Here is a 21,766-nt window from a genome sequence, read left to right as displayed (position 1 = left end):
GGCGGGCCCGCTCAGATGACCTCGGCGCTCCAGTCGTCCGGGTTGCCGTAGCGGTGGGCCGTGATGGCGATGGCCTGCTCGTGCACGAAGGGCAGCAGCTCGATGCGCGCCGCCGACGTCACCTCGCCGTCGTACACCGCGAGGTCGGGGTCGCCGCCGACGGCGCCGGCGAGCGATTGGTGCAGCTCGCCGACCGACGCGCGCGCGCCGACGAGCCGGACGCGCGACGGGCGGCCGTCGGCCTGCATCCGCTCGATCCACTCCTCATCGCTCTCGAGGTAGACCGTGGCCCCCACGTCTCCGAGCGCGTGGCGCACGGCCGCGGGCAGCCCGACCGGGGTCGACAGCGTGAACGGGGCGCCGGCGCGCACCGCCGCGATGACGACGCGCAGCAGCTCCTGCCAGCCCGCGTCCGACGTGGCGCGGATCCCTACGGGCACCGGCCGGTATCGGAAGAGGTTCCGCTCGACGCCGAGCCGCGACACGTCGCGCACCTTGCCGAACTCGCGATCCCAGGCGAGCGCATCGGAGAGCGCCGAGCGACGCAGCCACTCGAACGCCTCGTAGTCGAGCGACGGCTGGGCCGACTCGATCAGGGCCGTGATCCGGGCATCGAGGCCGCGCAGATGCAGCGTGCTCGACACCGGGCCCGTGGCCCGCGACCGCCACGATCCCAGGCCGACGAGGTAGTTCGGGCCGCCGGCCTTCGCGCCGGGGCCGACCGACGAGCGCTTCCAGCCGCCGAACGGCTGACGCTGCACGATCGCGCCGGTGATGCCGCGGTTCACGTACAGGTTGCCGGCCTGCACGCGGTCGAGCCACAGCGCGAGCTCGGCCGGGTCCTGCGTGTACAGCCCCGCGGTGAGACCGTATGCGACGGCGTTCTGCAGCTCGATCGCGCGCTCGAGGGTCGGGGCGTGCATGACGCCGAGCACGGGTCCGAAGAACTCCTCGGTGTGGAAGCGCGACCCCGCCTGCACGCCGACGCGGATGCCGGGACGCCACAGTCGTCCGGTCGGATCGTCGGCGGAGACGGCCGGCTCGATGAGCCACTGCTCCTCGCCCTCGAGTTCGGTGAGCGCCCACGCGAGCTTGCCCTGCGGACGCTCGATCACGGGTCCGACCTCGGCCAACGGGTCGGTCGGCCAGCCGACGTGCAGCGATCGCGTCGCATCGGCGAGCTGACGGGCGAATCGCTGCGAGCGCCCGACCGGTCCGACGAGGATGGCGAGGGATGCCGCCGAGCACTTCTGCCCCGCGTGCCCGAACGCGCTGCGCACGAGGTCGGACACCGCGAGGTCGAGGTCGGCCGACGGGGTGACGATCATGGCGTTCTTGCCGCTGGTCTCCGCGAGCAGCGGCAGGTCGGGACGCCAGGAGCGGAAGAGCGCCGCGGTCTCCCAGGAGCCGGTGAGGATGACGCGGTCGACGCCCTGGTGCGTGATGAGCTCCCGCCCCAGGTCGCCTTCCTCGATGTCGACGAGGGCGAGCGCGTCGCGCGGCACGCCCGCCTGCCACAGGGTCTCGGCGATCACCGCGGCGCAGCGGCGCGACTGCGGCGCCGGCTTGAACACGACGCCCGAGCCGGCGGCGAGCGCGGCGAGCACTCCCCCGGCGGGGATCGCGAGCGGGAAGTTCCACGGCGGGGCCACCACCGTGACGCCCGCCGGCACGAACGAGGCGCCGGCGACGGCATCCAGCTCTCGAGCGGTCGCCGCGTAGTAGCGCGCGAAGTCGACGGCCTCGCTGACCTCGACGTCGGCTTCGGCGAACACCTTGCCGGTCTCGGCCGCGGCGACCTCGATGAGGGTGCCGCGACGGCTCTCGAGCGCGGCGGCCGCGCGCAGCAGCACCTCGGCACGCTCGGCGGCGGGGCGCGCGCCCCACTGCCCGCCGGCATCCCGCGTGCGCGCGATCGTGCTGTCGAGCACGCCGGCGTCGTCGATGCGGGCGGCGGCGATCGTGTCGTCGCCGAGCGTCGACGACGCGATCCGCTCCCGCACCCCGACCGCCCACTCGCGGTTCGCCGGCAGGGCGGGGTCGGTGTCGGCGGTGTTCGAGAATCCCGGGGCGCCGTCGCCCGCGCGGTCGAGTTCGCGCGGCGAGTACACCGCCGTCTCCAGGAACGGGGCGCCGGTGTCGTCGGATCCGCGCGAGATGCCGAGCACGGCCTTCGTGAGGTCCTCCTCCGGCGCGGGCGCGACGGGGGCGGGCCGGACCGATTCGTGCACGGGCGCGAGGCGGTCCTGCGTGCGACGAGGCCCGGTGCGCAGCGTGGGCGACGTCGAGCGCTCGAGCGCGTCGAGGAAGCGGTCCTGCTCCCGCACGAACAGCGCCTGGTCGTCGCCGAGCCGGAAGGCCGCGGAGAGGAAGTTCTCGGGAGAGGCGTTCTCCTCCAGGCGCCGCACGAGGTAGCTGATCGCGACGTCGAACTCGTCGGGCCTCACCACGGGCACGTACAGCAGCACCTCGCCGACCTCGCGGGAGACGGCTTGCACCTGTCCCTGCGCCATGCCGAGCAGCATCTCGAACTCGATCGGGGGCTGGGAGCCGGGACCCGCGCCCGCCCCCGTCGCGCCACGCACGCCCCGCTCTCCCGCGAGCAGCCACGCGTACGCGATGCCGAACAGGTTGTGCCCGGCGATCCCGAGCCGCACCGCCGCCACGTTCTCGGGGCGCAGCGCCCAGTCGAGGCAGCGCAGGTAGTTCGCGTCGGTGTCGACCTTGGTGTCGTAAGTCGCCGTGGGCCAGCCGTGCATGGTCGCCTCGACGCGCTCCATCGCGAGGTTCGCACCCTTCACGAGCCGCACCTTGATCGGCGCCCCGCCGTGCGCGACGCGCTCCTGCGCCCAGGCCGTGAGCTCCTGCAGCGCCGGCAGCGCGTCCGGCAGGTATGCCTGCAGCACGATCCCGGCCTCGAGCCCCTGCAGTCGCGGGTCTTCGAGGATGCGCGTGAACACGGCGATGGTCAGATCGAGGTCGCGGTACTCCTCCATGTCGAGGTTGATGAAGGTGCGGTCGGACGCCGCCGTGAGATACAGCGGGAGCAGGCGGTCGACGACGGCCTCCACGACCTCGTCGAACGCCCACATCGAGATGTGGCTGATGATCGCCGAGACCTTGACCGAGACGTAGTCGACGTCGGGGCGTCGGATCAGATCGTGGATGCCGTCGAGCCGACGCTTCGCCTCGGCCTCGCCGAGCACGGCCTCGCCGAGCAGGTTGAGGTTCAGGCGCGCGCCGAACTCGCGGATCTTCGCGATGGCCGGGCCGAGCTTCGCGGGGCGCGCGTCGACGACGAGGTGGCCCACCATCTCGCGCAGCACGCGGCGGGCGATGGGCACGACGGGTGCGGGCAGGATCGGCGCGACGCCGCCGCCCAGTCGCACGGCGGAGCGCAGGTACCAGGGCAGGAACTCGGGCACGATCGGCGCGATGCGGTGAAGCTGGGATGCCGCGGCGCCCAGACTCTCGGGGCGCATGACGCCGTCGACGAAGCCGAGCGTGAACGGGAGACCGTTGGCGTCCTGCAGCACTCCGGCGAGGCGCTCGGCGGCGGGGTCGACGTCGGCGGCCGCCGCCTCGGTCACCCAGCGGCGGGCGAGGTCGATCGCGCGGTCCGCGAGAGCGTCGGACGGGTCTGCAGACGGCATCGGGTCGGCCATGTGCTCAGGCTATTACCGCGCGCCCCCTCTCCTCGCGCCGACCCACCCCCTTGTGCGCGACCCACCCCTGTTCGGTCGGGCCGCAGAGCGGTGGCTCGCGCAGAAGGGGGCGGGTCGGCGAAGTCAGCTCCCCGCCGCCAGCATCTCGTCGTACCCCTCGCGGAACGTCGGGTACGACAGCTCGCCCAGCAGCCCGTGGGCGAGGCTCCCGTCGAGCACGGTGCCGCCGCCGGCATCCCCCTCGCTCTGCGGCGGAGCCGCGACACCCAGCCGTGACGCGATGTGCGCCACGACCGCGCCGAGCCGCACGGGCTCCCGGTCGATCGCGTGCACGAGGGCGGGCGGGGCGTCGGCGCGCAGCAGCAGGTCGAGGAGCCGCACGAGATCGGCTTCGTGGATGCGGTTGGTGCGGCGCTCGTGGTCGACGGCGGCGCCCTCGCGGACGCGGCGGATCAGCGAGTCGCGCCCTGGGCCGTATATGCCGGCGGGCCGCACCACGATCGCACCGAGCAGGTCGACCGCGAGCTCCTCCCCCTCGACGAGGGCATCGCCGCGCGCCCCTGTCGTGAGCGTCGGGTCGGCCTCGGTGAGCGGGGCACGCCCGTCGGATCCGCCGAACGCGTGCGAGCCGTACCCCTCGAACACCCTGGTCGACGAGACGAAGATCACGCGCTCCGGGCGAGCGGGCAGAGCGGCGGCGAGGTGCGTGAGCGCGGCGGGGTAGATCGAGCCCTCCGACCCGGTGCCCGGCGGCAGCGTGACGACGACCGCGGCGAACGCCGGCAGCGGCGACGGGAGCGGATGCCGCAGGTCGGCCTCGATCGTCGAGAACGCGGCAGGAAGTCCGGAGGCGTCGCGACGGATCGCTGTGACCTCGCCTCCGTCGGCCACGAGCCGTTCGCCGAGCGCCGTGCCGAGCGCGCCGCACCCGACGAGCAGAGTCCTGCCGGGGCGTGCCCCCGCTGCATCCGTCATGCCGTCAGCTCCACTCGCTCGGCGCGGGCATGCGCACGGGAGGCAGAGCGGATGCCGCGGCCCAGTCGTGCACCCAGGCGTCGATCTCCCGCACGCCCTCGGGCTTGCCGACGGCGGCGAAGAGCTGTTCGTTGCTCACGGTGCCGCCGGTGCGGCGCAGCATCCGCGCCCGGACGATCGCTCGCGCGTACACCTGGCCCTTGACGACGGCGCGGTGCTCCATGAAGAGCGCCTTCTCGTCGTGCCCGATGAATCGGGACTGCACCTCGAACCGCTGCCACAGCTGCAGCGACTTGCGGAACGTGATCGTCTCGCTGGAGACGACCGCGTACCAGCCGCGATCCTTCATGGCGTCGAAGAGGCCGGTGCGGATGAGCAGATCCCAGCGGCCGAGGTCGAACAGCGACAGGTACCGGCCGTTGTTCATGTGCCGCAGGATGTCGATGTCGCTGGGAAGCGTCGTCAGTCGGATGGTGCCGACGGCGGTCGGATCGAGGGTCTTGCCGCGCCGCGTGCGACGACGGGCGGCGAGGATCACGAGGAGGGTGCGCCAGATCACGTTCACGAGGATCGATCGTAGCCATCGACGCATGATCGGCGAACATCGTTGTTCAGTTCCTCCATGTGGTGTTACAGGGGGATTTCGGCGTCCTGCTCGATTTCTCGATCGTGTGTGCCGCGCGTAGAGTCACCGCATGAGCGCCGAAGCCCACCCTGAAGTCATCGTCCGTCCGGTCCGTGATGTGGACGCGGAAGCCCTTGGTCGTGTGCACGCGCAGTGCTGGCACGAGACCTACGACCACCTGATCAGCAAGGCCGCGCTCGAGAAGGTCTCGCCCCGTCGCATGGCCGAGCTGTGGACCCACTGGGCGGCGCAGGGCCCCGAGTTCACGATGAACGCGGCGCTCGTCGATGGCGAGATCGTGGGCTTCGTCGGCTCCGGTCCGGCGCGCGATAAGGACGCCCCCGCACTCCGCGAGCTCTACTTCATCTATCTGCTCGACGCCTGGCACGGCACGGGCATCGGCCAGAAGCTGTTCGACGCCGCGGTCGAGAAGGACGAGCCCCTGTACCTGTGGGTCGCCGAGGACAACCCCCGCGCGCATCGCTTCTACACGCGCAACGGTTTCGCGCTCGACGGCGCCACCCACACGGAGCCCTTCCTCGGGGAGACCCTCACCGAGGTGCGCTTCACCCGCTGACCCGGCTCGCGGCGGCTTCGCCCCGTCGCCTCGGCGCGCGGCGCGCCGCGTCGCCCCGCCGAACCACCCCTTTCTCCTCGAACCACCCCTCTGCGTGCTGAACGCACAGGGGTGGTTCGCACTCAAGGGGGTGGCTCGGTGCCGCGCTCCGCGAGGACCGCGAGGAGCCCGAAGAGCGCGAGAGCGGGTCAGTGCCCCGACACGTTGCCGAACAGCTTCGCGATCGGCGCGATCACGAGCGGACGCGCCGCGACCCAGCCGATGCCGAGCACGACCATGGACGCCACGAAGACCCAGAACCCGGTCCAGGTGACGGCATCCTGCGCGGCGTACATGTGATTGAGGTTGCGCAGGAACCCGGTGAGGAAGACCAGCGCGACGTGCACGACGATGAACGCCACGAAGTACAGCATCACGGGGAAGTGCAGGGCCCGCGCCCACTCGATCGGGTACGCCTTCGAGAGGCGCTCGGCCTTCTTCGGCCACATCCCCGACATGCGGAAGCCGGTCACCGTGGCGAGTGGAGCAGCGAGGAACACCGTCGCGAAGTACGCGATCTGCTGCAGGCTGTTGTAGTTGTTCCAGCCGTTCTCGTGCGGCCAATCGAACGACACGTACTGCAGCGCGGCCGAGAGCGCATTCGGGAAGACCTCCCAGCTGGTCGGCACGATTCGCGCCCAGTGGCCCGTCGCGAACAGCAGCACGACGAAGATCACGCCGTTCACGAGCCACAGGATGTCGAGCGCCTGGTGGAACCAGATCGTCAGGCTGACCTTGCCCTTGGGGTTGGTGCGCGGCGTCCAGAACGCGGTCGGACGCTTCTCGCTGCGGATGCGCAGTCCCGATCGGATGATCAGCACCATGAGGAACACGTTGAAGAAGTGCTGCCACCCGACCCACGGCGCGAAGCCCGGCTCGACGTGCACGGCGGGTTCGTACTCGCCGGGGAACGCGGCGAGGAAGTCCTGCATGAACGGGACACTCAGCAGCGCGCGCACGAACGCCACGGCTGCGCCGGCGAGGATGCCGAGGGCTGCGGCGCCGAACAGCCCGGCGATCGCCTGCGGCCACGTCGGGAGACGACGGGAGGATGCCGGTGCGTCAGCGACATGGCGCGGGGCCCGACCGTCCCACACCGTCTTCCTCCACGGCAGCGGGGTGGAGACGTCGGCGACTGTGGCGACCGTCGAGACCGTGTTCGAGGAGACGTCCGCCGCCGTGCCCGCAGTTTCGGGGGCCGACAGGCGAGGTGTCGGCGTTTCAGGCGAAATCGGTCCGACATCTGGGGTGTCGGACCCCGACGTGACGAGGGAGGGGACGGTACCGGCGGGCGGCCACGGCTCGCCTCCGCGGGTGCGCGGAAGGCCGCGCCGCACGGATGCCGCTCCCCCACCCCGCGGCTCGTCGAGCGCGGACGACGATGTCGACCGAGACGAGACGCGGTCCCCTCCGTGGGACGCCGCCACGGTCACGTCTGCCGGGGGCCAGGGCTCACCACCGGGCGTGCGCGGGAGTCCGCGGCGGAGCGTCGCGCCGGCAGTATGGCGCGTTTCGTCTCGCTCCGCTCGCTCAACGACCGGCGCTTCGGCGACTGCGGAACCCTGGCGCGTTTCGTCTCGCTCCGCTCGCTCAACGACCGGAGGTTCGACGACCGGCGCCTCGGCGGCGGCGACCTCGACCGCTCCCGCGGGCGGCCAGGGCTCCCCGCCTCGTGTGCGCGGGAGGCCGCGGCGCAGCATCCGCTCTGCCATGTCTACTTCTTCCGCGCCTCGAGGGCGGCGATCACCTGGGGGACCACGGTGAACAGATCGCCGACGATACCGAAGTCGGCGACGTCGAAGATGGGCGCCTCGGCGTCCTTATTGATCGCGACGATCGTCTTCGCCGTCTGCATTCCGGCGCGGTGCTGGATGGCGCCGGAGATGCCGAGCGCGACATACAGCTGCGGCGACACGGAGACCCCGGTCTGCCCGACCTGGTGCGACTGCGGGATGTACCCGGCGTCGACGGCGGCGCGGGACGCTCCGACGGCCGCGCCGAGCGCGTCGGCGAGCTCTTCGACGAGGACGAACTTCTCCTTGGAGGCGAGGCCGCGTCCGCCGGAGACGACACGGGCCGCTCCGCGCAGTTCGGGGCGCGACGAGGTCGTCTCGACGGCTTCGACGGCGCCGACGGTCGCGGTCGCCGCTCCGGATGCCGTGACGGCGAGCTCCTCGACGGTGGGCGCGTCGACGGCGTCGGCGCGGGTGTCGACCGCTCCCTGCCGCACGGTGATGACGGGGGTTCCGTAGGTGGGCGCCGCGTCGACGAGGTAGGCACCGCCGTAGACGGAGTGGTGCGCCACGACGCCCTCGTCGTCGCGCGAGACGCCGACGGCGTCGACGCACAGGGCGTTGCGGGTGCGCACGGCGAAGCGTCCGGCGACGTCGCGCCCGGCGATCGAGTTCGAGATGAGCACGGCGTCGGGGCGCACCTTCTCGTACGCGGCCTGCAGGGCGTCGACGACGGGCACGGTGAGCGCGGTCGCGTCGCCCGCGGCCGTCAGCACGACGGCGGCGCCGGCTGCAGCGGCTTGGGCTGCGGCATCCTCCGCGCCGCCGACGATGAGGGCGACGGGCGAGCCGATGCTCGACGCGGCGCCGAGGAGGGCCGCGGTGCTGCTGGCCGGCGCGCCGGACGGGTCGACGTCGACGAGCACGAGCACGGGGTTCTCGGGGTAGCTCATGTCACACCAGCCTGTTCTCTGCGAGGTAGTCGACGAGTCTCTGGGCCGCGTCGCCCTCGTCGACGATCTTGACGCCTGCGGCGCGCGGCGGCTTCTCCGACACGGCGGTCATGATCGTGCGGGGGGCCTCTGCGGGGTCGGCGGAGACGCCGAGGTCGTCGAGAGTGAGCACGTCGAGCGGCTTCTTCTTCGCCGCCATGATGCCCTTGAAGTTCGGGAAACGCGCGTCGGGCAGCGCTTCGGTGATCGAGATGACGGCGGGGAGGGATGCCGAGATCGGCTGCGCTCCGGCATCCGCGCCTCTCGTGCCGCTGATGCCGTCGGCGGTGATCTCGACGGCGGTGAGCGCGGTCGCCTGCGCCCAACCGAGGTGCTCGGCGAGCATCGCTGCCATGACGCCGCCCGAGCCGTCGGTCGACAGGTTGCCGGTGATGACCAGGTCGGGCTCGCCGCGGCGGATCGCCGCCGCGAGGACTTCGGCCGTGAGCCCGAGGTCGGCGCCGGCGAGGCGTTCGTCGGCGATGTGCACGGCCGATCCGGCGCCGATCGCGAGTGCTCGGCGCACCGACGCGGTCGACCCCTCGGGGGCCATCGCGACGGCCACGACCTCGGTGCCCTCGTTCTTGTCGGCGTGGCTCAGCGCGACCTCGAGAGCACGCTCGGTGATCTCGTCGAGCACGACGTCTCCGGCGGCGCGATCGGCCAGGCCGGTCTCGAGGTCCAGCTTGCGGTCGCCGTAGGTGTCCGGCACCTCTTTGACCAGGACGAAGATCTTCATCGATTGCTCCTCACGACTGCCTCGATTCTAGCGTGGTGAAACTGAGTCCCATCCGGAAAGCGACCGAGAACCAACGATCTCCGGATCGCCGCATGCCCTACCGTAGAGACGTGGTCCGATCCCGCCCTCTGCCCGTCGATCCGCTCGCCGAAGCGAAGCGGCAGTGGCTCGCGCACGGATGGACGGATGCCGCAGACGGCATGACCGTCGTGACCTCGGTCATGCGGGCCCAGCAGCTGCTGCTCGCGCGGGTCGACGCGACCCTGAAGCCGTTCGCGCTGACCTTCGCCCGGTACGAGATGCTGCGCCTGCTGGCGTTCAGCCGGGCCGGACGCCTGCCGCTGTCGAGCGTCGTCGCCCGTCTGCAGGTGCACGCGACGACCGTGACGAGCACCGCCGAGCGCCTCGTGCGCGACGGGCTCATCGTTCGCGAGCCGCACCCCCACGACGGACGCGCCGCGCTGCTCGCCCTCACCGACCCGGGCCGCGCGCTCGTCGAGAAGGCGACGGCCGCGCTCAACAGCGAGGTCTTCTCCGACCCCGGCATCAGCCGCGACGACGCCACCGAGCTGGTCGCGATCGTCGCGCGCATGCGCAAGGCCGCCGGCGACTTCGCCGATCCGCGCCCGCAGCCCGAGGCGCTCTGACATGGCGCGCTTCGTGCTCGAGCGGGTCATCGCCGCTCCCCCGGCCGAGGTCTTCGCCGCATCGCTGGATCCCCAGCTGCACGTGCGGTCGATGGCGCGGCACGGCGAGACCATGGTCGAGGCTCCGGCCGGCGGTGTCTTCACGGAGGGGTCGACGGTCACGTGGCGGGCGCGGCACTTCGGCATCCCGTTCCGGCTGCGGTCGATGGTGTTCGACATCGACGAGCCCCGCGGGTTCCGCGACCGCCAGATCGCGGGTCCCTTCGGGGCGTTCCTGCACGAGCACGAGTTCCACCCGCATGAGCGCGGGACGCTCATGCGCGACACGATCACGTTCCGCTCGCCGTTCGGTCCGATCGGACGCCTCGTCGACCGGCTCTTCATGACGGCGTACCTGCGGCGGCTCATCGCGGAACGCAACGACACCATCTCCTCCGAGATCGAGGGCCGCGGGCGTACCCTGTCGCCATGAGCGAACTGCGTGTCCACACCACCCTCACCGGACGCGGCCCCGCCGCCGCCATCCTTCTCACCGACGAGCAGGTGTCGTCGCTCGGCGCGGGCAAGGCGTTCCCGGTCGCCGTCACGATCGACGGACGCACCGCCCGTCTGCGACTCGCCCGCATGGGCGGAGAGAACATGATCGGGTTCAGCAAGGCGGTCCGGAGCGACCTCGGAGTCGAGATCGGCCAGGAGGTCGACGCGGTGATCCGCGTGGATGCCGCGGAACGCACCGTCGAGGTGCCGCCGCCGCTCGCCGCCGCGCTCGACGCCGACCCCGCGCTGCGCGCCGCCTTCGACGCCCTGTCGCCCTCGGCACGCAAGGAGCACGCCCGCTCGGTCGCCGAGGCGAAGCAGGACGCGACGCGCGATCGGCGCATCGAGAAGATCGTCGCCGCGCTCCGCGGCTGATCGCCGGACGCCTCCCGTCGGGATCCGCGTCGGGTCAGTGGGACGCAGGGGATCAGTGGTTCTGGAAGTCGGGTGCACGCTTCTCCCGGAAGGCAGCCATGCCCTCCTTCTGGTCGGCGGTGTCGAACAGGGCGGCGAACGCCCTCTTCTCGTGCGCGAGGCCGTCGGCGAGCGACGTCTCCATCGCGGCATCCAGCGCGGCCTTCGCCGCGTACACCGACGGGAGCGACTTCGAGGCGATGGTCTCGGCGAGCGCAGCGGCCTCGTCGAGCAGGTCGGATGCCGGGACCACGCGTGACACGAGTCCGGACCGCTCCGCCTCCTCGGCGTCCATGAACCGACCGGAGAGGACGAGTTCGGCGGCCTTGTAGTAGCCCACCGCGCGGATGAGGCGCTGGGTGCCGCCCATGCCGGGGATGACGCCGAGGTTGATCTCCGGCTGACCGAACTTCGCGGTGTCGGCCGCGAGGATGATGTCGCACATCATGGCGAGCTCGCATCCGCCGCCGAGCGCGAAGCCCGATACCGCCGCGATCACGGGCGTCTTCACCGCGGCGAACTCGTGCCAGATGCCGAAGTGGTCGGTCTCGAGCATCTCGTCGCCCGACATGCCCTCCATCTCCTTGATGTCGGCTCCGGCGGCGAACGCCTTCTCGGAGCCGGTGACGACGATCGCGCCCACACCGTCGTCGAGGTCGAAGGCCTGAGCCGCGGCGGTGATGTCGTCGGCGAGCTGGGAGTTCAGCGCGTTCAACGCCTGCGGCCTGTTCAGGGTGATCCACCCGACCCGTCCGCGCTGCTCGACCAGGATCGTCTCGTACTCGGTCATGAAGGCCCTCTCCGTCTTCGAATAGCGTGCTTTGCAACGAGAGCTGTCGAATCGTTGCATTGTGCGCGATTCGAAATCCCCTGCACGACGATCGTCACACGGTCCCTGCTCGGATGTCGGTGATGATGCCGGAGAAGTCCCGGCCCGCCCCGTCGCCTGCGGCGAACGCGGCGTACAGCTCCTGCGCCAGGCGACCCATGCGGGCATCCGTCGAGGTCTGCTCGATCGCCTGCAGTGCGAGCCCGAGGTCCTTCGCCATCAGCGCTCCCGCGAAGCCGGGCTGGTAGTCGCGGTTCGCGGGGCTCGTCGGCACCGGACCGGGCACCGGGCAGTTGGTGGTGATCGACCAGCACTGCCCCGACGCCTGCGACACGACGTCGAACAGCGCCTGGTGCTCGAGTCCGAGTCGCTCTCCGAGCACGAACGCCTCCGCCACCGCGATCTGCGACACCGCGAGCACCATGTTGTTGCAGACCTTCGCCGCCTGGCCGAGCCCCGGGCCGCCGCAGTGCACGATGCGCTTGCCCATGACCTCGAGCAGCGGCAGCGCGGCGGCGTAGTCCTCGTCAGAGCCGCCGACCATGAAGGCGAGCGTCCCGTTCTCGGCACCCACGACACCGCCCGAGACGGGGGCGTCGATGTGGCGGTGGCCGGCGGCGAGCGCGAGCGCGTGCGCGGCCCGCGCCTCGTCGACAGCGATGGTCGACGATTCGATGAACAGGGTGCCCGGCCGGGCGCCCGCGAGCAGTTCGGCGCGGTACGCGTCGAGCACATGCCTCCCCGCCGGGAACATCGTGATGACGACGTCGGCGTCGGCGACGGCATCCGCTCCGCTGGCGGCGACGGGGATGCCGGCGGCTTCCGCGGCCGCGATCGCCGCCGGCACGACGTCGAAGCCGTGCACCCGGTGCCCGGCGGCGACGAGGTTGCGGGCCATCGGCAGGCCCATGTGCCCGAGCCCGAGGAACGCGATGCGCGTGTTCATGAGGCGCTCCGCGTCGCGTTCACGCCGCCGCGCTGCAGGGTCGCCGACCCCGAGGCCCGCAGCATCTCGCGTCCGACGATGAGCCGCATGATCTCGTTCGTGCCCTCGAGGATCTGGTGCACGCGCAGATCCCGCACGACTCGCTCGATGCCGTAATCCTGCAGGTAGCCGTATCCGCCGTGCAGTTGCAGCGCGCGGTTGGCGACGTCGAATCCGGCATCCGTCGCGAAGCGCTTGGCCATCGCGCAGCGCATGGTCGCGTCGGGTGCGTGCTCGTCGACGGCCCTCGCGCCGTCGCTCACCATGAGGCGGGCGGCCTGCAGGTCGGTGCGCATGTCGGCGACCTGGAACAGGATCGACTGCTTCTCGGCCAGCGGTTCACCGAACGCGACCCGCTCGTGCACGTACTGCACGGCCCGATCGAGCGCCCACTGCGCGCCGCCGAGCGAGCAGGCGGCGATGTTCAGGCGTCCGCCGTTGAGCGCCGACATCGCGATCGCGAAACCGCGTCCCTCCTCACCGAGCAGAGCGGATGCCGGCACCCGCACCCCGTCGAGGATCACGGGCCTCGTGGGCTGGGCGTGCCAGCCCATCTTCTTCTCCGGGGCTCCGAAGCTCAGCCCGGCGGCGTCGCCCGGTACGAGGAACGCGCTGATTCCGCGGGCTCCCGGTTCGCCGGTGCGCGCCATGACGACGTACACCGCCGCCTCTCCCGCTCCCGAGATGAACTGCTTGACGCCCGTCAGCACGTAGTCGTCGCCGTCGCGCACAGCGCTGGTGGCGATGTTGGCGGCATCCGACCCGGCTCCCGGTTCGGTGAGGCAGTAGCCGCCGAACTCCTGCATGGCGGTGAGCTGCGGCAGCCAGGCCGCGCGCTGGGTCTCGTCGCCGTAGGTGTCGATCATCCACGCGACCATGTTGTGGATGGAGATGTAGGCCGCGACCGCGGGGTCGCCCTTCGCGAGCTCCTCGAAGATCGCGACGGTGTCGGTGCGACTGAGCGCCGTGCCGCCGAACTCCTCGCGCACGTAGATGCCGCCGAGGCCGAGCTCGCCCGCCTTCTGCAGCGACTCCCGGGGGAAGAGGTGCTTCTCGTCGCGTTCGGCGGCGAACGGCGCGAGCTCGGTGACGGCGAACTCGCGGACGGCGCCGATGATCGCCTCGCGCTCCTCGGCGGTGGTGACGGTGATGGTGTCGGTCATGGTGGTGTCCTCGTGGGGCGTGGAGATCAGTGCATGGTGGGGATGACGAAGCTGGCGCCGTCGCGGATGCCGGAGGGCCACCGGCTCGTGACGGTCTTCGTCTTCGTGTAGAACCGGAACGCGTCGGCCCCGTGCTGGTTGAGGTCACCGAACCCGCTCCGCTTCCAGCCGCCGAACGTGTAGTACGCGATGGGGACGGGGATGGGGACGTTGACGCCGACCATGCCGACCTCGACGCGGGCCGCGAAGTCGCGCGCGGCATCCCCGTCTCGGGTGAAGATCGCGACACCGTTGCCGTATTCGTGCTCGGATGCCATGCGCAGCGCCTCCTCGTAGTCGGCGGCGCGGGCGATCACGAGCACGGGGCCGAAGATCTCCTCGCGGTAGATCGCCATGTCGGTCGTGACGTGGTCGAAGAGGGTCGGGCCGAGGTAGAACCCCTCCTCGTGACCGGGCACCGTGAAGCCGCGCCCATCGGCGAGCAGCGTCGCCCCCTCGTCGACACCCTGCTGGATGTAGCCCTCCACCCTCTCGACCGCGGCGCGGGTGACGAGCGGTCCGTAGTCGACGTCGGTCGCGAGCGCCGGGCCGACCCGCAGGCGGGCGACGCGTTCCCGGAGCTTCGCGGCAAGGGCCTCCGCCGTCTCCTTCCCGACCGGCACCGCGACCGAGATCGCCATGCAGCGCTCGCCCGCCGAGCCGTACCCGGCGCCGATGAGCGCGTCGACGGCCTGATCGAGGTCGGCATCCGGCATCACGATCATGTGGTTCTTCGCGCCGCCGAAGCACTGCGCGCGCTTGCCGTGCGCGGCGGCCGTGGCGTAGATGTACTCCGCGATGGGGGTCGAGCCCACGAAGCCCACCGCGCGGATGCGGTCGTCGGTGAGCAGCGTGTCGACGGCCTCCTTGTCGCCGTGCACCACGTTGAGGACGCCTGCGGGCAGTCCCGCCTCGAGGAACAGCTCGGCGAGGCGCACCGGCACCGAGGGGTCGCGCTCGCTGGGCTTGAGCACGACCGCGTTGCCGGCGGCGAGTGCGGGGCCGGCCTTCCAGAGCGGGATCATCGCCGGGAAGTTGAACGGAGTGATGGCGGCGACGACGCCGAGCGGCTGCCGCATCGAGTAGACGTCGATGCCGGCGCCGGCTCCGGTCGAGTACTCGCCCTTGAGCAGGTGCGGGGCTCCTGCGGAGAACTCGATGACCTCGAGGCCGCGCTGGATGTCGCCCTTCGCGTCGTCGACCGTCTTGCCGTGCTCGCTGGCCAGCAACTCGGCGAGCGACTGCATCTCGCGCTGCACGAGGTCGAGGAACCGCAGCAGCACCCGAGCACGCTTCTGCGGGTTGGTCGCGGCCCAGTCGAGCTGCGCCGCCTCGGCGTTCGCGATGACCGAGCGCACCTCGTCGGCCGAGGCGAGCGGGACGCGGGCTTGGACCGACCCCGAGCTCGGGTCGAACACGTCGGCGAAGCGGCCGCTGCCGGGAGTGAGGTGCGATCCGCCTACGAAATGCGGGATGGTGCGAGTCATTGTGCGATGTCCCTCCGGGCCGTCATTGGCACAATGCGAGTGTACTTCGGCATCCGAGGAATTACTAGGGTGTCCATGCATCTTCGAGCGCGGGTTGCCGCACGGGGTTCCCCGCCCGTTCACCGCCCGGACACTTCCGCCGACTACAACTGCACATGCGCGGACACAGGACGCAGACCGGATCGGGTAGTCAGGTCATCCGCGCTCACGGTGAGCTTCTGCTCCCGTCGCGGTGTCACCCACCGCGAAGACCCCCGCCGAATCGGGTCGGCGGGGGTCTTCTTCATCCGGGCCCGGTTGGTCGGGGGTGGGCGTTCGAATCGCGCGAGTTGCAGTTTTCCTGCCCTTCGATTCGCTCTTTGCGCGATTCGAACCGACCTTGTCTGTGGATAACCCCGCCACCGCACGAACGCCGTGCCAGCGTGCCGTCATGAGCACTGACGACGAACCTCTCGGCCCCCATGACGCCGCCTTCTCCGTGCGCATCGCACGGCTCGAAGGCGCCAGCCGCAACGAGCTGCGACGTCGCGCACTGGTCGCGCCCTTCCACGGCGTACGGATCGCGCGCGGTGCGGCGAACTCCTTCCGCGACATCGACGGCCCGTACGAGCGGCAGCGCCTCTGCCGTGTGGAACGCGCACGCATCTATGCGGTCCGCCTGCATCACGGCCACTTCTTCAGCCACACCACCGCCGCATCGATCTGGGGCGCTCCGCTGCCGATCCAGTTCTCGGACACCGGCAGCATCGCGGAGTACGGCGAGCTCCCCCTCCATGTCAGCGCCTCAGGACACGTGCCGTTCCCGCGCGCGGCGGGCGTCCACGGCCACCGGACGCTGTCGAGCATGACCGCCGTGCAGGAGCATCGGGGGCTCAGGGTGACGTCACCGTCGGCGACCTGGGCATCGCTCGGCACACTGTCCGTGCCGGACCTCGTCGCGCTCGGCGATTACTTCTGCAGGGTCTGGCGGGCTGGTCACGGACGCAGAGACGTGGGTCGGCCCCCGCTCTCGAACGTCTCGCAGTTGCGGAGCGCGATGGAGGCGGGTCGTCGTCGCGGCGCCGCGCGGCTTCGGGCCGCCCTCGACCTCATTCGCACCGATGCGTGGTCGCCGCGTGAGAGCCTCGTCCGCTGCATCCTCATCGACGCCGGACTTCCCGAGCCTCACCTGAACTTCGACGTCTGCGTGGGCGGACGATTCATCGCCTGCGTGGATATGGCGTATCCCGCGCAGCGAGTGGCGATCGAGTACCTCGGCATGCTGCATGGCGAGAGATGGGCGGCCGATGTCGAGCGTCTCGCCGCGCTGCGAGCCGCGGGATGGACCGTGATCGAGGTCACCGCTCCACTTCTGCGTACCCCGGAGGCTCTCGTGCGCCGGGTCGCCGCCGCACTCCGGCACTGAGCCTCGCCCATTCGAATCGCGTGAATTGCAGTTCTCCGTGGTCGAAAACTGCAAGGCAAGCGATTCGAAAGCGAAAGGCCAAGGCAAGCGATTCGAAAGCGAAAGGCCGACGCTACAGGCGCTCGACGATCAGGGCGTTGGCCATCCCGCCGCCCTCGCACATCGTCTGCAGCCCGTAGCGACCGCCGACCGCATCGAGGTGATCGACGAGCGTGCCGAGCAGCCGCGTGCCCGACGATCCCAGTGCGTGGCCGAGCGCGATCGCCCCGCCGCGCGGGTTGAGCTTGGCGGCATCCGCTCCGACCTCAGCAGCCCAGGCGAGAGGCACCGAGGCGAACGCCTCGTTGACCTCGTAGGCGTCGAGCTCGTCGATCGAGAGCCCCGTGCGGTCGAGGATGCGCCGCGTCGCGGGGATCGGGCCCGCCAGCATCAGAAGCGGGTCGTCACCGACCACGGCGAACGCATGGAATCGAGCACGCGGAGTGAGGCCCAGCCGCTCAGCGCACTCCGCGCTCGTCAGCAGGGCGGCCGAGGCTCCGTCGGTGAGGGGCGAGGAGTTGCCCGGCGTGATGCGCCAGTCGAGGTCCGGGAAGCGCGCGACCAGCGCATCGGTGCGGAACGCCGGAGACAGCCCGGCCAGAGCGGATGCCGTGGTGCCGGCCCGCACGGTCTCATCCGTCGCGGCATCCGGCGCCTCATCGACCGCGATCACCGTGCGGTCGAAGAACCCCTCGTCCCACGCGGTGGCAGCCCGCCGGTGCGATTCCGCAGCGTACGCGTCGAGCGCCTCGCGGTCGATCCCCCAGCGCTGAGCGATGAGCTCCGCCGAGACACCCTGATTGACGAGTCCGTCGGGGTAGCGGGCGCGCAGGCGCGGCGACATCGGGCTCCCCGCGACCGACGTCGACGAGCCGAGCGGCACCCGGCTCATCGACTCCACCCCGCCGACGATCACCGCCTCGTACGCCCCGGCGATGATGCCCTGCGCGGCGGAGTGCACGGCCTGCTGACTCGATCCGCACTGTCGGTCGACGGTCGCCGCAGGGACCGTCTCGTCGAACCCCGCGGCGAGAACGGCCTGCCTGGCGATGTTCGACGACTGCTCGCCGACCTGGCTCACGCAGCCGAGGAGCACGTCGTCGATCTGCCGCGACTCGAGCCCGCTGCGGTCGAGGATCGCCGCGAGCGCTCCGGCGGCGAGGTCGACGGGATGCACGCCCGACAGCATCCCGCCGGGCTTGCCGCGTCCGACCGGGGTGCGGACGACATCGATCAGGACGGCTTCGCTGCGCGTGCTCATGCGTCCCATTCTCACCCCGCCGAGGCGGTGCGGAGCACGCCGATCGGGTGTCAGGTCGCGGGGAACGGGGGCCGCGAGACGATGCGGAGCGGCTTGAGCGAGCGGGCGCGGGCGCCCCTCTCGCGGTCATCGGGCCGCACGAGCTCGTCCGCGCGGGATCGGGGCGGGCGTCTGTCTGCGTCCTTGGCGGACGAGCTGTGACTGCTCATATCCCGACCGTACGGGGCCAACATGTACGCGCGTTCAGGTTCGGACCGGGGAGCATGCGTCCCGGCGACGGGAGAGCCGGTTCGCGCCGTGCGAACGCGACGTCGGGCCGCCGGCATCCGAAATAGAATCGACGAGCGCCCGCACCCTCGGCGCTCCCCTTTCCGATGTGCCCGCGATCCGGGCCGCACTCTGCGAGGCCCCGTCATGTCCAGCGACTCCATCACCGTCTCCATCCGCCGCGAGGTCGACCCGGCGCGCATCGCCGAGACCACCGAGTGGGTGCAGCGCGGCGTGAACAAGGCGAACACGTACCCCGGCTTCCTCGGATCCGGATGGGTGCGCGCCGGCGCCGACTCCCACGTGTGGCACATGCTGTACCGCTTCGCCGACGAGGAGACGCTCGTCGCCTGGGAGAACTCCGCCGAACGTGCGGCCTGGCTCGCCACCGGCGAAGGCCTCGTGCTGAGCGAGCGCTCCCGCCGCCGCAGCGGCATCGAGGGCTGGTTCGACGATCCGGCGACGGGATCGGTCACGGTGCAGACCGCCGACGGCGCCCCCACCGGCTCGGTGCCGACGGCGCCGCCGCGGTGGAAGCAGGCGGTGTCGATCTGGCTGGGCTTCTTCCCGGTGAACCTCGTCTTCACGTACGCCATGAGCCCGATCCCGGGGTGGAACGAGCTGCCGATCTGGCTGCGCGTCCTCGCGACGACCCTCGTGCTCACACCGATCATGACCTACTGGGTGCTGCCCTGGGTCACGCGCTCGCTGCGTCGCTGGCTCGCGCGCTGACCCGCGCTCCGGCTGCGCGTCGACCACCCGCCGCCGCTCGACATGACGTCAGAGGGCGCGGATGCGCCAGGATGCCGCATGCGCACCGCCCGCCGGCAGCACGACCAGGTCGACGCCCGAGGCGAACGCGTTCGGCGGACACGTCATCGGCTCCACAGCGAGACCGATCCTGTTCGTGGCCTCGACCGGGGTGTCGGCGGTGTGCACCTGCACCCACGGGCACGCCTCGTCGAACGCGATGGCCACGCCCGCGCCGGATGCCGACTGCACCCGCACTTCGGCGATGCCGTCGATCCGCGACAGCCCCGTGAACGCGTGGTCGATGAACACGCCGCCGAGCAGCCGCGGAGCGCGGAAGTCCCACGGCGCATGCGCGGTCACCGGCTCGACGCCGATCGGGCTCAACCGGTCGGCGGTGACCGTGAGCACCTCGGATGCCGGCAGCGTGAGCGTCCAGTCGTCCACCCGCTCGGCGGGGTCGGCCACGAGGTACGGATGCGGGCCTGCGCCCCAGGGCGCGGTATCCGTCCCGAGGTTGCGTCCGGTGACGGCCTGGGTGAGACCGGCGGCGTCGATGCGGTACTCGACCTCCACCTCGACCCGGAACGGGTAGCCGGTCTGCGGCTCGACGACCCCGACCAGCACGACCCGGTCGTCGGTGACGACGAGGTCGGCGAACTCGGTCCACGCGACGAGACCGTGCAGGGCGTGCGACCGCTCCGGCTCGGACAGGGCCAGCCGGTGCTCGACGCCGCCGAACGTGTAGCGCCCGTCGACGACGCGGTTCGGCCACGGCGCGAGCGTCGCCCCGCGGTAGGCCGGGCGCACCTCGTCGGCGGCGAACGGCACGATGAGGTCGCGCCCCTCGAAGGTCAGGGAACGGAGCGTCGCCCCGACGCTCGCGATCGCGGCCTCATACCCGTGCCCGGCGATCACGAGCTGTCGTCCGGAACGGAGTCGGGTGTCGGATGCCGGGGAATCACTCACGCCGACGAGTGTATGCCGAACGGCCCGTGTCGCCGGCCGGCGTGCCACGCTGGTGACATGCGCATCGCACTCACCGGATCATCGGGCAAGCTCGGCACCGTCGTCGCACGCGAGCTGCGGGCCGCGGGCATCGAGGTCATCGGCATGGATGTCGCCGGGCAGCGCGGCCCCGGGTTCGTGCAGGTCGACCTCACCGACTACGGACAGGTCGTCGACGCGTTCACCGCTGTCGGCGACCAGCACGACGGCATCGACGCCGTCGTGCACCTGGGCGCGATCCCGGCGCCGGGCATCCGCAGCGACGTGGCCACCTTCCACAACAACATGCCAGCCACGTTCAACGTCTTCTGGGCGGCGGTGCGCCTCGGCATCCGTCGTATCGTCGCCGCGTCCAGCGAGACCGTGCTCGGACTCCCGTTCGACGCGCCGCCGCCGTACGTCCCGGTCGACGAGGAGTACCCGCCGCGCCCCGAGTCGGTGTACTCGCTGGTGAAGACGCTCGAAGAGCGCCTGGCGACCGAGCTCGTGCGCTGGCATCCCGATCTGTCGATCACGGCGCTGCGGTTCTCGAACGTCATGAACCCCGCGGACTACGACGAGTTCCCCTCGTTCGACGCCGACGCTCTGCTCCGCAAGTGGAACCTCTGGGGATACATCGACGCCCGCGACGGAGCCCAGGCCGTACGCCGAGCCCTCGAGGTCGCCCCGCCGGGATTCGAGCAGTACATCATCGCGGCCGCCGACACGGTCATGTCACGGCCGAACGCCGAGCTGCTCGCCGAGGTCTTCCCCGATGTCCCCGTGGCGCGCGAGGTCGGCGAGAACGAGACCCTGCTCTCGATCGACAAGGCACGGCGGATGCTGGGCTACGACCCGCAGCACTCCTGGCGCGACCACGTCTAGCCGCTTTCGAATCGCGCGAATGGTCACTTTTCGACCGGTGGCGTAACCAGTTGCGCGATTCGAAAGCGCCCGCCTCAGCTGTCGGTGTCGCGCGGGAGCACGGTCAGCACGCGCTCGATGTGGTCGCGGAACTCGCGCATGAACCCGCGGAGGAAGTCGGCTGTGTCGGAGTGCGTGACCGTGCCGTCCTCGGCGTAGTGCTCCGGCACGAACTGGATGTACGCCTCGGGGGCGGTCATCTGCCTGGCGTTGCAGAAGCTCAGCACGCCGCGGAGGCTCTGCTGCGCGACCGCGGTGCCGATCGCCCCGACGGAGGCGCCGATGACCGCGGCCGGGATGTGGTCGAAGGAGTTCTGCCCCCAGGGGCGCGAGGCCCAGTCGATCGCGTTCTTGAGCCCGCCGGGGATCGACCGGTTGTACTCCGGCGTGACGAACAGCACCGCGTCGGCCGAGTCGATCGCCTCCTTGAGCGCCACTGCCTCGGGCGGATACGACTCGTCGTAGTCCTGGCTGTACAACGGCAGGTCGCGGATGGGGATCTCGAAGAACTCCAGATCCCGCGGCGCCAGCTCGATCAGGGCCGTCGCGAGGATCCGATTGATCGATGTCGACGACAGACTTCCGACGAAGTACCCGACCCTGTGTGCCATGTCCGCTCCTCCGTCTCGACGCCGAGCACGCTGCCCGGGGCGCTGGCTCCAGTCTCGCCCCGGCGGTCGCCGGCGT

At 71.1% G+C, this 21,766-nt stretch carries 21 protein-coding genes; 7 read left to right on the top strand and 14 right to left on the bottom strand.

Translation table 11 applies throughout. From position 1 onward, the window contains the following. Positions 1–11: 11 nt before the first annotated feature. The 3 genes from RAC69_RS12825 to RAC69_RS12815 all read right to left on the bottom strand — a co-directional run bounded on the left by RAC69_RS12825 (position 12) and on the right by RAC69_RS12815 (position 5,205). On the bottom strand, positions 12–3,665 hold the full coding sequence (locus tag RAC69_RS12825; RefSeq protein ID WP_375087145.1) for a proline dehydrogenase family protein: 3,654 nt from the start codon (positions 3,663–3,665) through the stop codon (positions 12–14). A 123-nt stretch (positions 3,666–3,788) separates the two neighbouring features. Beyond that, the gene (locus RAC69_RS12820; RefSeq protein ID WP_375087144.1) at positions 3,789–4,640 is read right to left on the bottom strand and encodes an SDR family NAD(P)-dependent oxidoreductase; all 852 of its coding nucleotides are present in this window, start codon (positions 4,638–4,640) and stop codon (positions 3,789–3,791) included. Positions 4,641–4,644: 4 nt separating this feature from the next. Then, on the bottom strand, positions 4,645–5,205 hold the full coding sequence (locus tag RAC69_RS12815; protein WP_375087143.1) for an acyl-CoA thioesterase: 561 nt from the start codon (positions 5,203–5,205) through the stop codon (positions 4,645–4,647). 130 nt (positions 5,206–5,335) lie between these two features. Between RAC69_RS12815 and RAC69_RS12810 the strand changes: the two genes are divergently transcribed. Further along, positions 5,336–5,842, top strand: a complete 507-nt coding sequence (locus RAC69_RS12810; RefSeq protein WP_375087142.1) for a GNAT family N-acetyltransferase — start codon at positions 5,336–5,338, stop codon at positions 5,840–5,842. Positions 5,843–6,030: 188 nt separating this feature from the next. Here RAC69_RS12810 and RAC69_RS12805 read toward each other — a convergent pair whose 3' ends face one another. From RAC69_RS12805 to RAC69_RS12795, 3 genes are all read right to left on the bottom strand, one after another. After that, the gene (locus tag RAC69_RS12805) at positions 6,031–7,308 is read right to left on the bottom strand and encodes a cytochrome b/b6 domain-containing protein (protein ID WP_375087141.1); all 1,278 of its coding nucleotides are present in this window, start codon (positions 7,306–7,308) and stop codon (positions 6,031–6,033) included. Positions 7,309–7,595: 287 nt separating this feature from the next. After that, positions 7,596–8,567 (bottom strand): electron transfer flavoprotein subunit alpha/FixB family protein, encoded by a 972-nt coding sequence (locus RAC69_RS12800; RefSeq protein WP_375087140.1) that lies wholly within the window; start codon positions 8,565–8,567, stop codon positions 7,596–7,598. Between the two features lies 1 nt (position 8,568). Then, positions 8,569–9,345 carry an electron transfer flavoprotein subunit beta/FixA family protein gene (locus tag RAC69_RS12795; protein WP_375087139.1) on the bottom strand — a complete coding sequence of 259 codons (777 nt, stop codon included), beginning with the start codon at positions 9,343–9,345 and terminating at the stop codon, positions 8,569–8,571. 110 nt (positions 9,346–9,455) lie between these two features. Here RAC69_RS12795 and RAC69_RS12790 point away from each other — a divergent pair, with 110 nt between their 5' ends. The 3 genes from RAC69_RS12790 to RAC69_RS12780 are packed head-to-tail and all read left to right on the top strand — an operon-like array spanning position 9,456 to position 10,904. Then, on the top strand, positions 9,456–9,992 hold the full coding sequence (locus tag RAC69_RS12790; RefSeq protein ID WP_341933299.1) for a MarR family transcriptional regulator: 537 nt from the start codon (positions 9,456–9,458) through the stop codon (positions 9,990–9,992). Between the two features lies 1 nt (position 9,993). Further along, positions 9,994–10,464, top strand: coding sequence for an SRPBCC family protein (locus tag RAC69_RS12785; protein WP_375087138.1), 471 nt, complete (start codon positions 9,994–9,996; stop codon positions 10,462–10,464). Next, complete coding sequence (locus RAC69_RS12780) at positions 10,461–10,904, top strand: YdeI/OmpD-associated family protein (protein ID WP_375087137.1); 444 nt, start codon at positions 10,461–10,463, stop codon at positions 10,902–10,904. Before RAC69_RS12785 ends, RAC69_RS12780 begins: the two co-directional genes overlap by 4 nt. 52 nt (positions 10,905–10,956) lie before the next feature. Here the strand turns inward: RAC69_RS12780 and RAC69_RS12775 are convergent, their stop codons facing one another. The 4 genes from RAC69_RS12775 to RAC69_RS12760 form a co-directional block, all read right to left on the bottom strand. Further along, positions 10,957–11,733, bottom strand: coding sequence for an enoyl-CoA hydratase (locus RAC69_RS12775; protein ID WP_375087136.1), 777 nt, complete (start codon positions 11,731–11,733; stop codon positions 10,957–10,959). A gap of 94 nt (positions 11,734–11,827) precedes the next feature. Next, a complete protein-coding gene (gene mmsB, locus RAC69_RS12770) occupies positions 11,828–12,718 on the bottom strand; it encodes a 3-hydroxyisobutyrate dehydrogenase (protein WP_375087135.1) in 891 nt (296 codons plus the stop codon). Then, positions 12,715–13,920 carry an acyl-CoA dehydrogenase family protein gene (locus RAC69_RS12765; RefSeq protein ID WP_375087134.1) on the bottom strand — a complete coding sequence of 402 codons (1,206 nt, stop codon included), beginning with the start codon at positions 13,918–13,920 and terminating at the stop codon, positions 12,715–12,717. Before RAC69_RS12765 ends, mmsB begins: the two co-directional genes overlap by 4 nt. Positions 13,921–13,946: 26 nt before the next feature. Continuing rightward, positions 13,947–15,446 (bottom strand): CoA-acylating methylmalonate-semialdehyde dehydrogenase, encoded by a 1,500-nt coding sequence (locus RAC69_RS12760; RefSeq protein ID WP_375087133.1) that lies wholly within the window; start codon positions 15,444–15,446, stop codon positions 13,947–13,949. Between the two features lie 430 nt (positions 15,447–15,876). Here RAC69_RS12760 and RAC69_RS12755 point away from each other — a divergent pair, with 430 nt between their 5' ends. Then, a complete protein-coding gene (locus tag RAC69_RS12755; RefSeq protein ID WP_375087132.1) occupies positions 15,877–16,851 on the top strand; it encodes a hypothetical protein in 975 nt (324 codons plus the stop codon). A gap of 112 nt (positions 16,852–16,963) precedes the next feature. Here RAC69_RS12755 and RAC69_RS12750 read toward each other — a convergent pair whose 3' ends face one another. Further along, on the bottom strand, positions 16,964–18,151 hold the full coding sequence (locus RAC69_RS12750) for a thiolase family protein (protein WP_375087131.1): 1,188 nt from the start codon (positions 18,149–18,151) through the stop codon (positions 16,964–16,966). Positions 18,152–18,201: 50 nt separating this feature from the next. Then, positions 18,202–18,360 carry a hypothetical protein gene (locus RAC69_RS12745; RefSeq protein WP_375087130.1) on the bottom strand — a complete coding sequence of 53 codons (159 nt, stop codon included), beginning with the start codon at positions 18,358–18,360 and terminating at the stop codon, positions 18,202–18,204. 205 nt (positions 18,361–18,565) lie between these two features. On the opposite strand from RAC69_RS12745, the gene RAC69_RS12740 reads away from it, so the two are divergent. Beyond that, a complete protein-coding gene (locus tag RAC69_RS12740; RefSeq protein WP_375087129.1) occupies positions 18,566–19,150 on the top strand; it encodes an antibiotic biosynthesis monooxygenase in 585 nt (194 codons plus the stop codon). 48 nt (positions 19,151–19,198) lie between these two features. On the opposite strand, the gene RAC69_RS12735 is transcribed toward RAC69_RS12740, so the two are convergent. After that, the gene (locus RAC69_RS12735; protein WP_375087128.1) at positions 19,199–20,137 is read right to left on the bottom strand and encodes an aldose 1-epimerase family protein; all 939 of its coding nucleotides are present in this window, start codon (positions 20,135–20,137) and stop codon (positions 19,199–19,201) included. Positions 20,138–20,194: 57 nt separating this feature from the next. On the opposite strand from RAC69_RS12735, the gene RAC69_RS12730 reads away from it, so the two are divergent. After that, the gene (locus tag RAC69_RS12730; protein WP_375087127.1) at positions 20,195–21,040 is read left to right on the top strand and encodes an NAD-dependent epimerase/dehydratase family protein; all 846 of its coding nucleotides are present in this window, start codon (positions 20,195–20,197) and stop codon (positions 21,038–21,040) included. 74 nt (positions 21,041–21,114) lie between these two features. Here RAC69_RS12730 and RAC69_RS12725 read toward each other — a convergent pair whose 3' ends face one another. Beyond that, a complete protein-coding gene (locus tag RAC69_RS12725; RefSeq protein WP_375087126.1) occupies positions 21,115–21,690 on the bottom strand; it encodes an NADPH-dependent FMN reductase in 576 nt (191 codons plus the stop codon). Positions 21,691–21,766: the final 76 nt, after the last annotated feature.

It is taken from the genome of Microbacterium sp. LS_15, from assembly GCF_041954735.1.
Classification (GTDB): domain Bacteria; phylum Actinomycetota; class Actinomycetes; order Actinomycetales; family Microbacteriaceae; genus Microbacterium.
The sequence above is the reverse complement of the archived record's forward strand: the minus strand, read 5'-3'. Positions and strand labels throughout refer to the sequence as shown.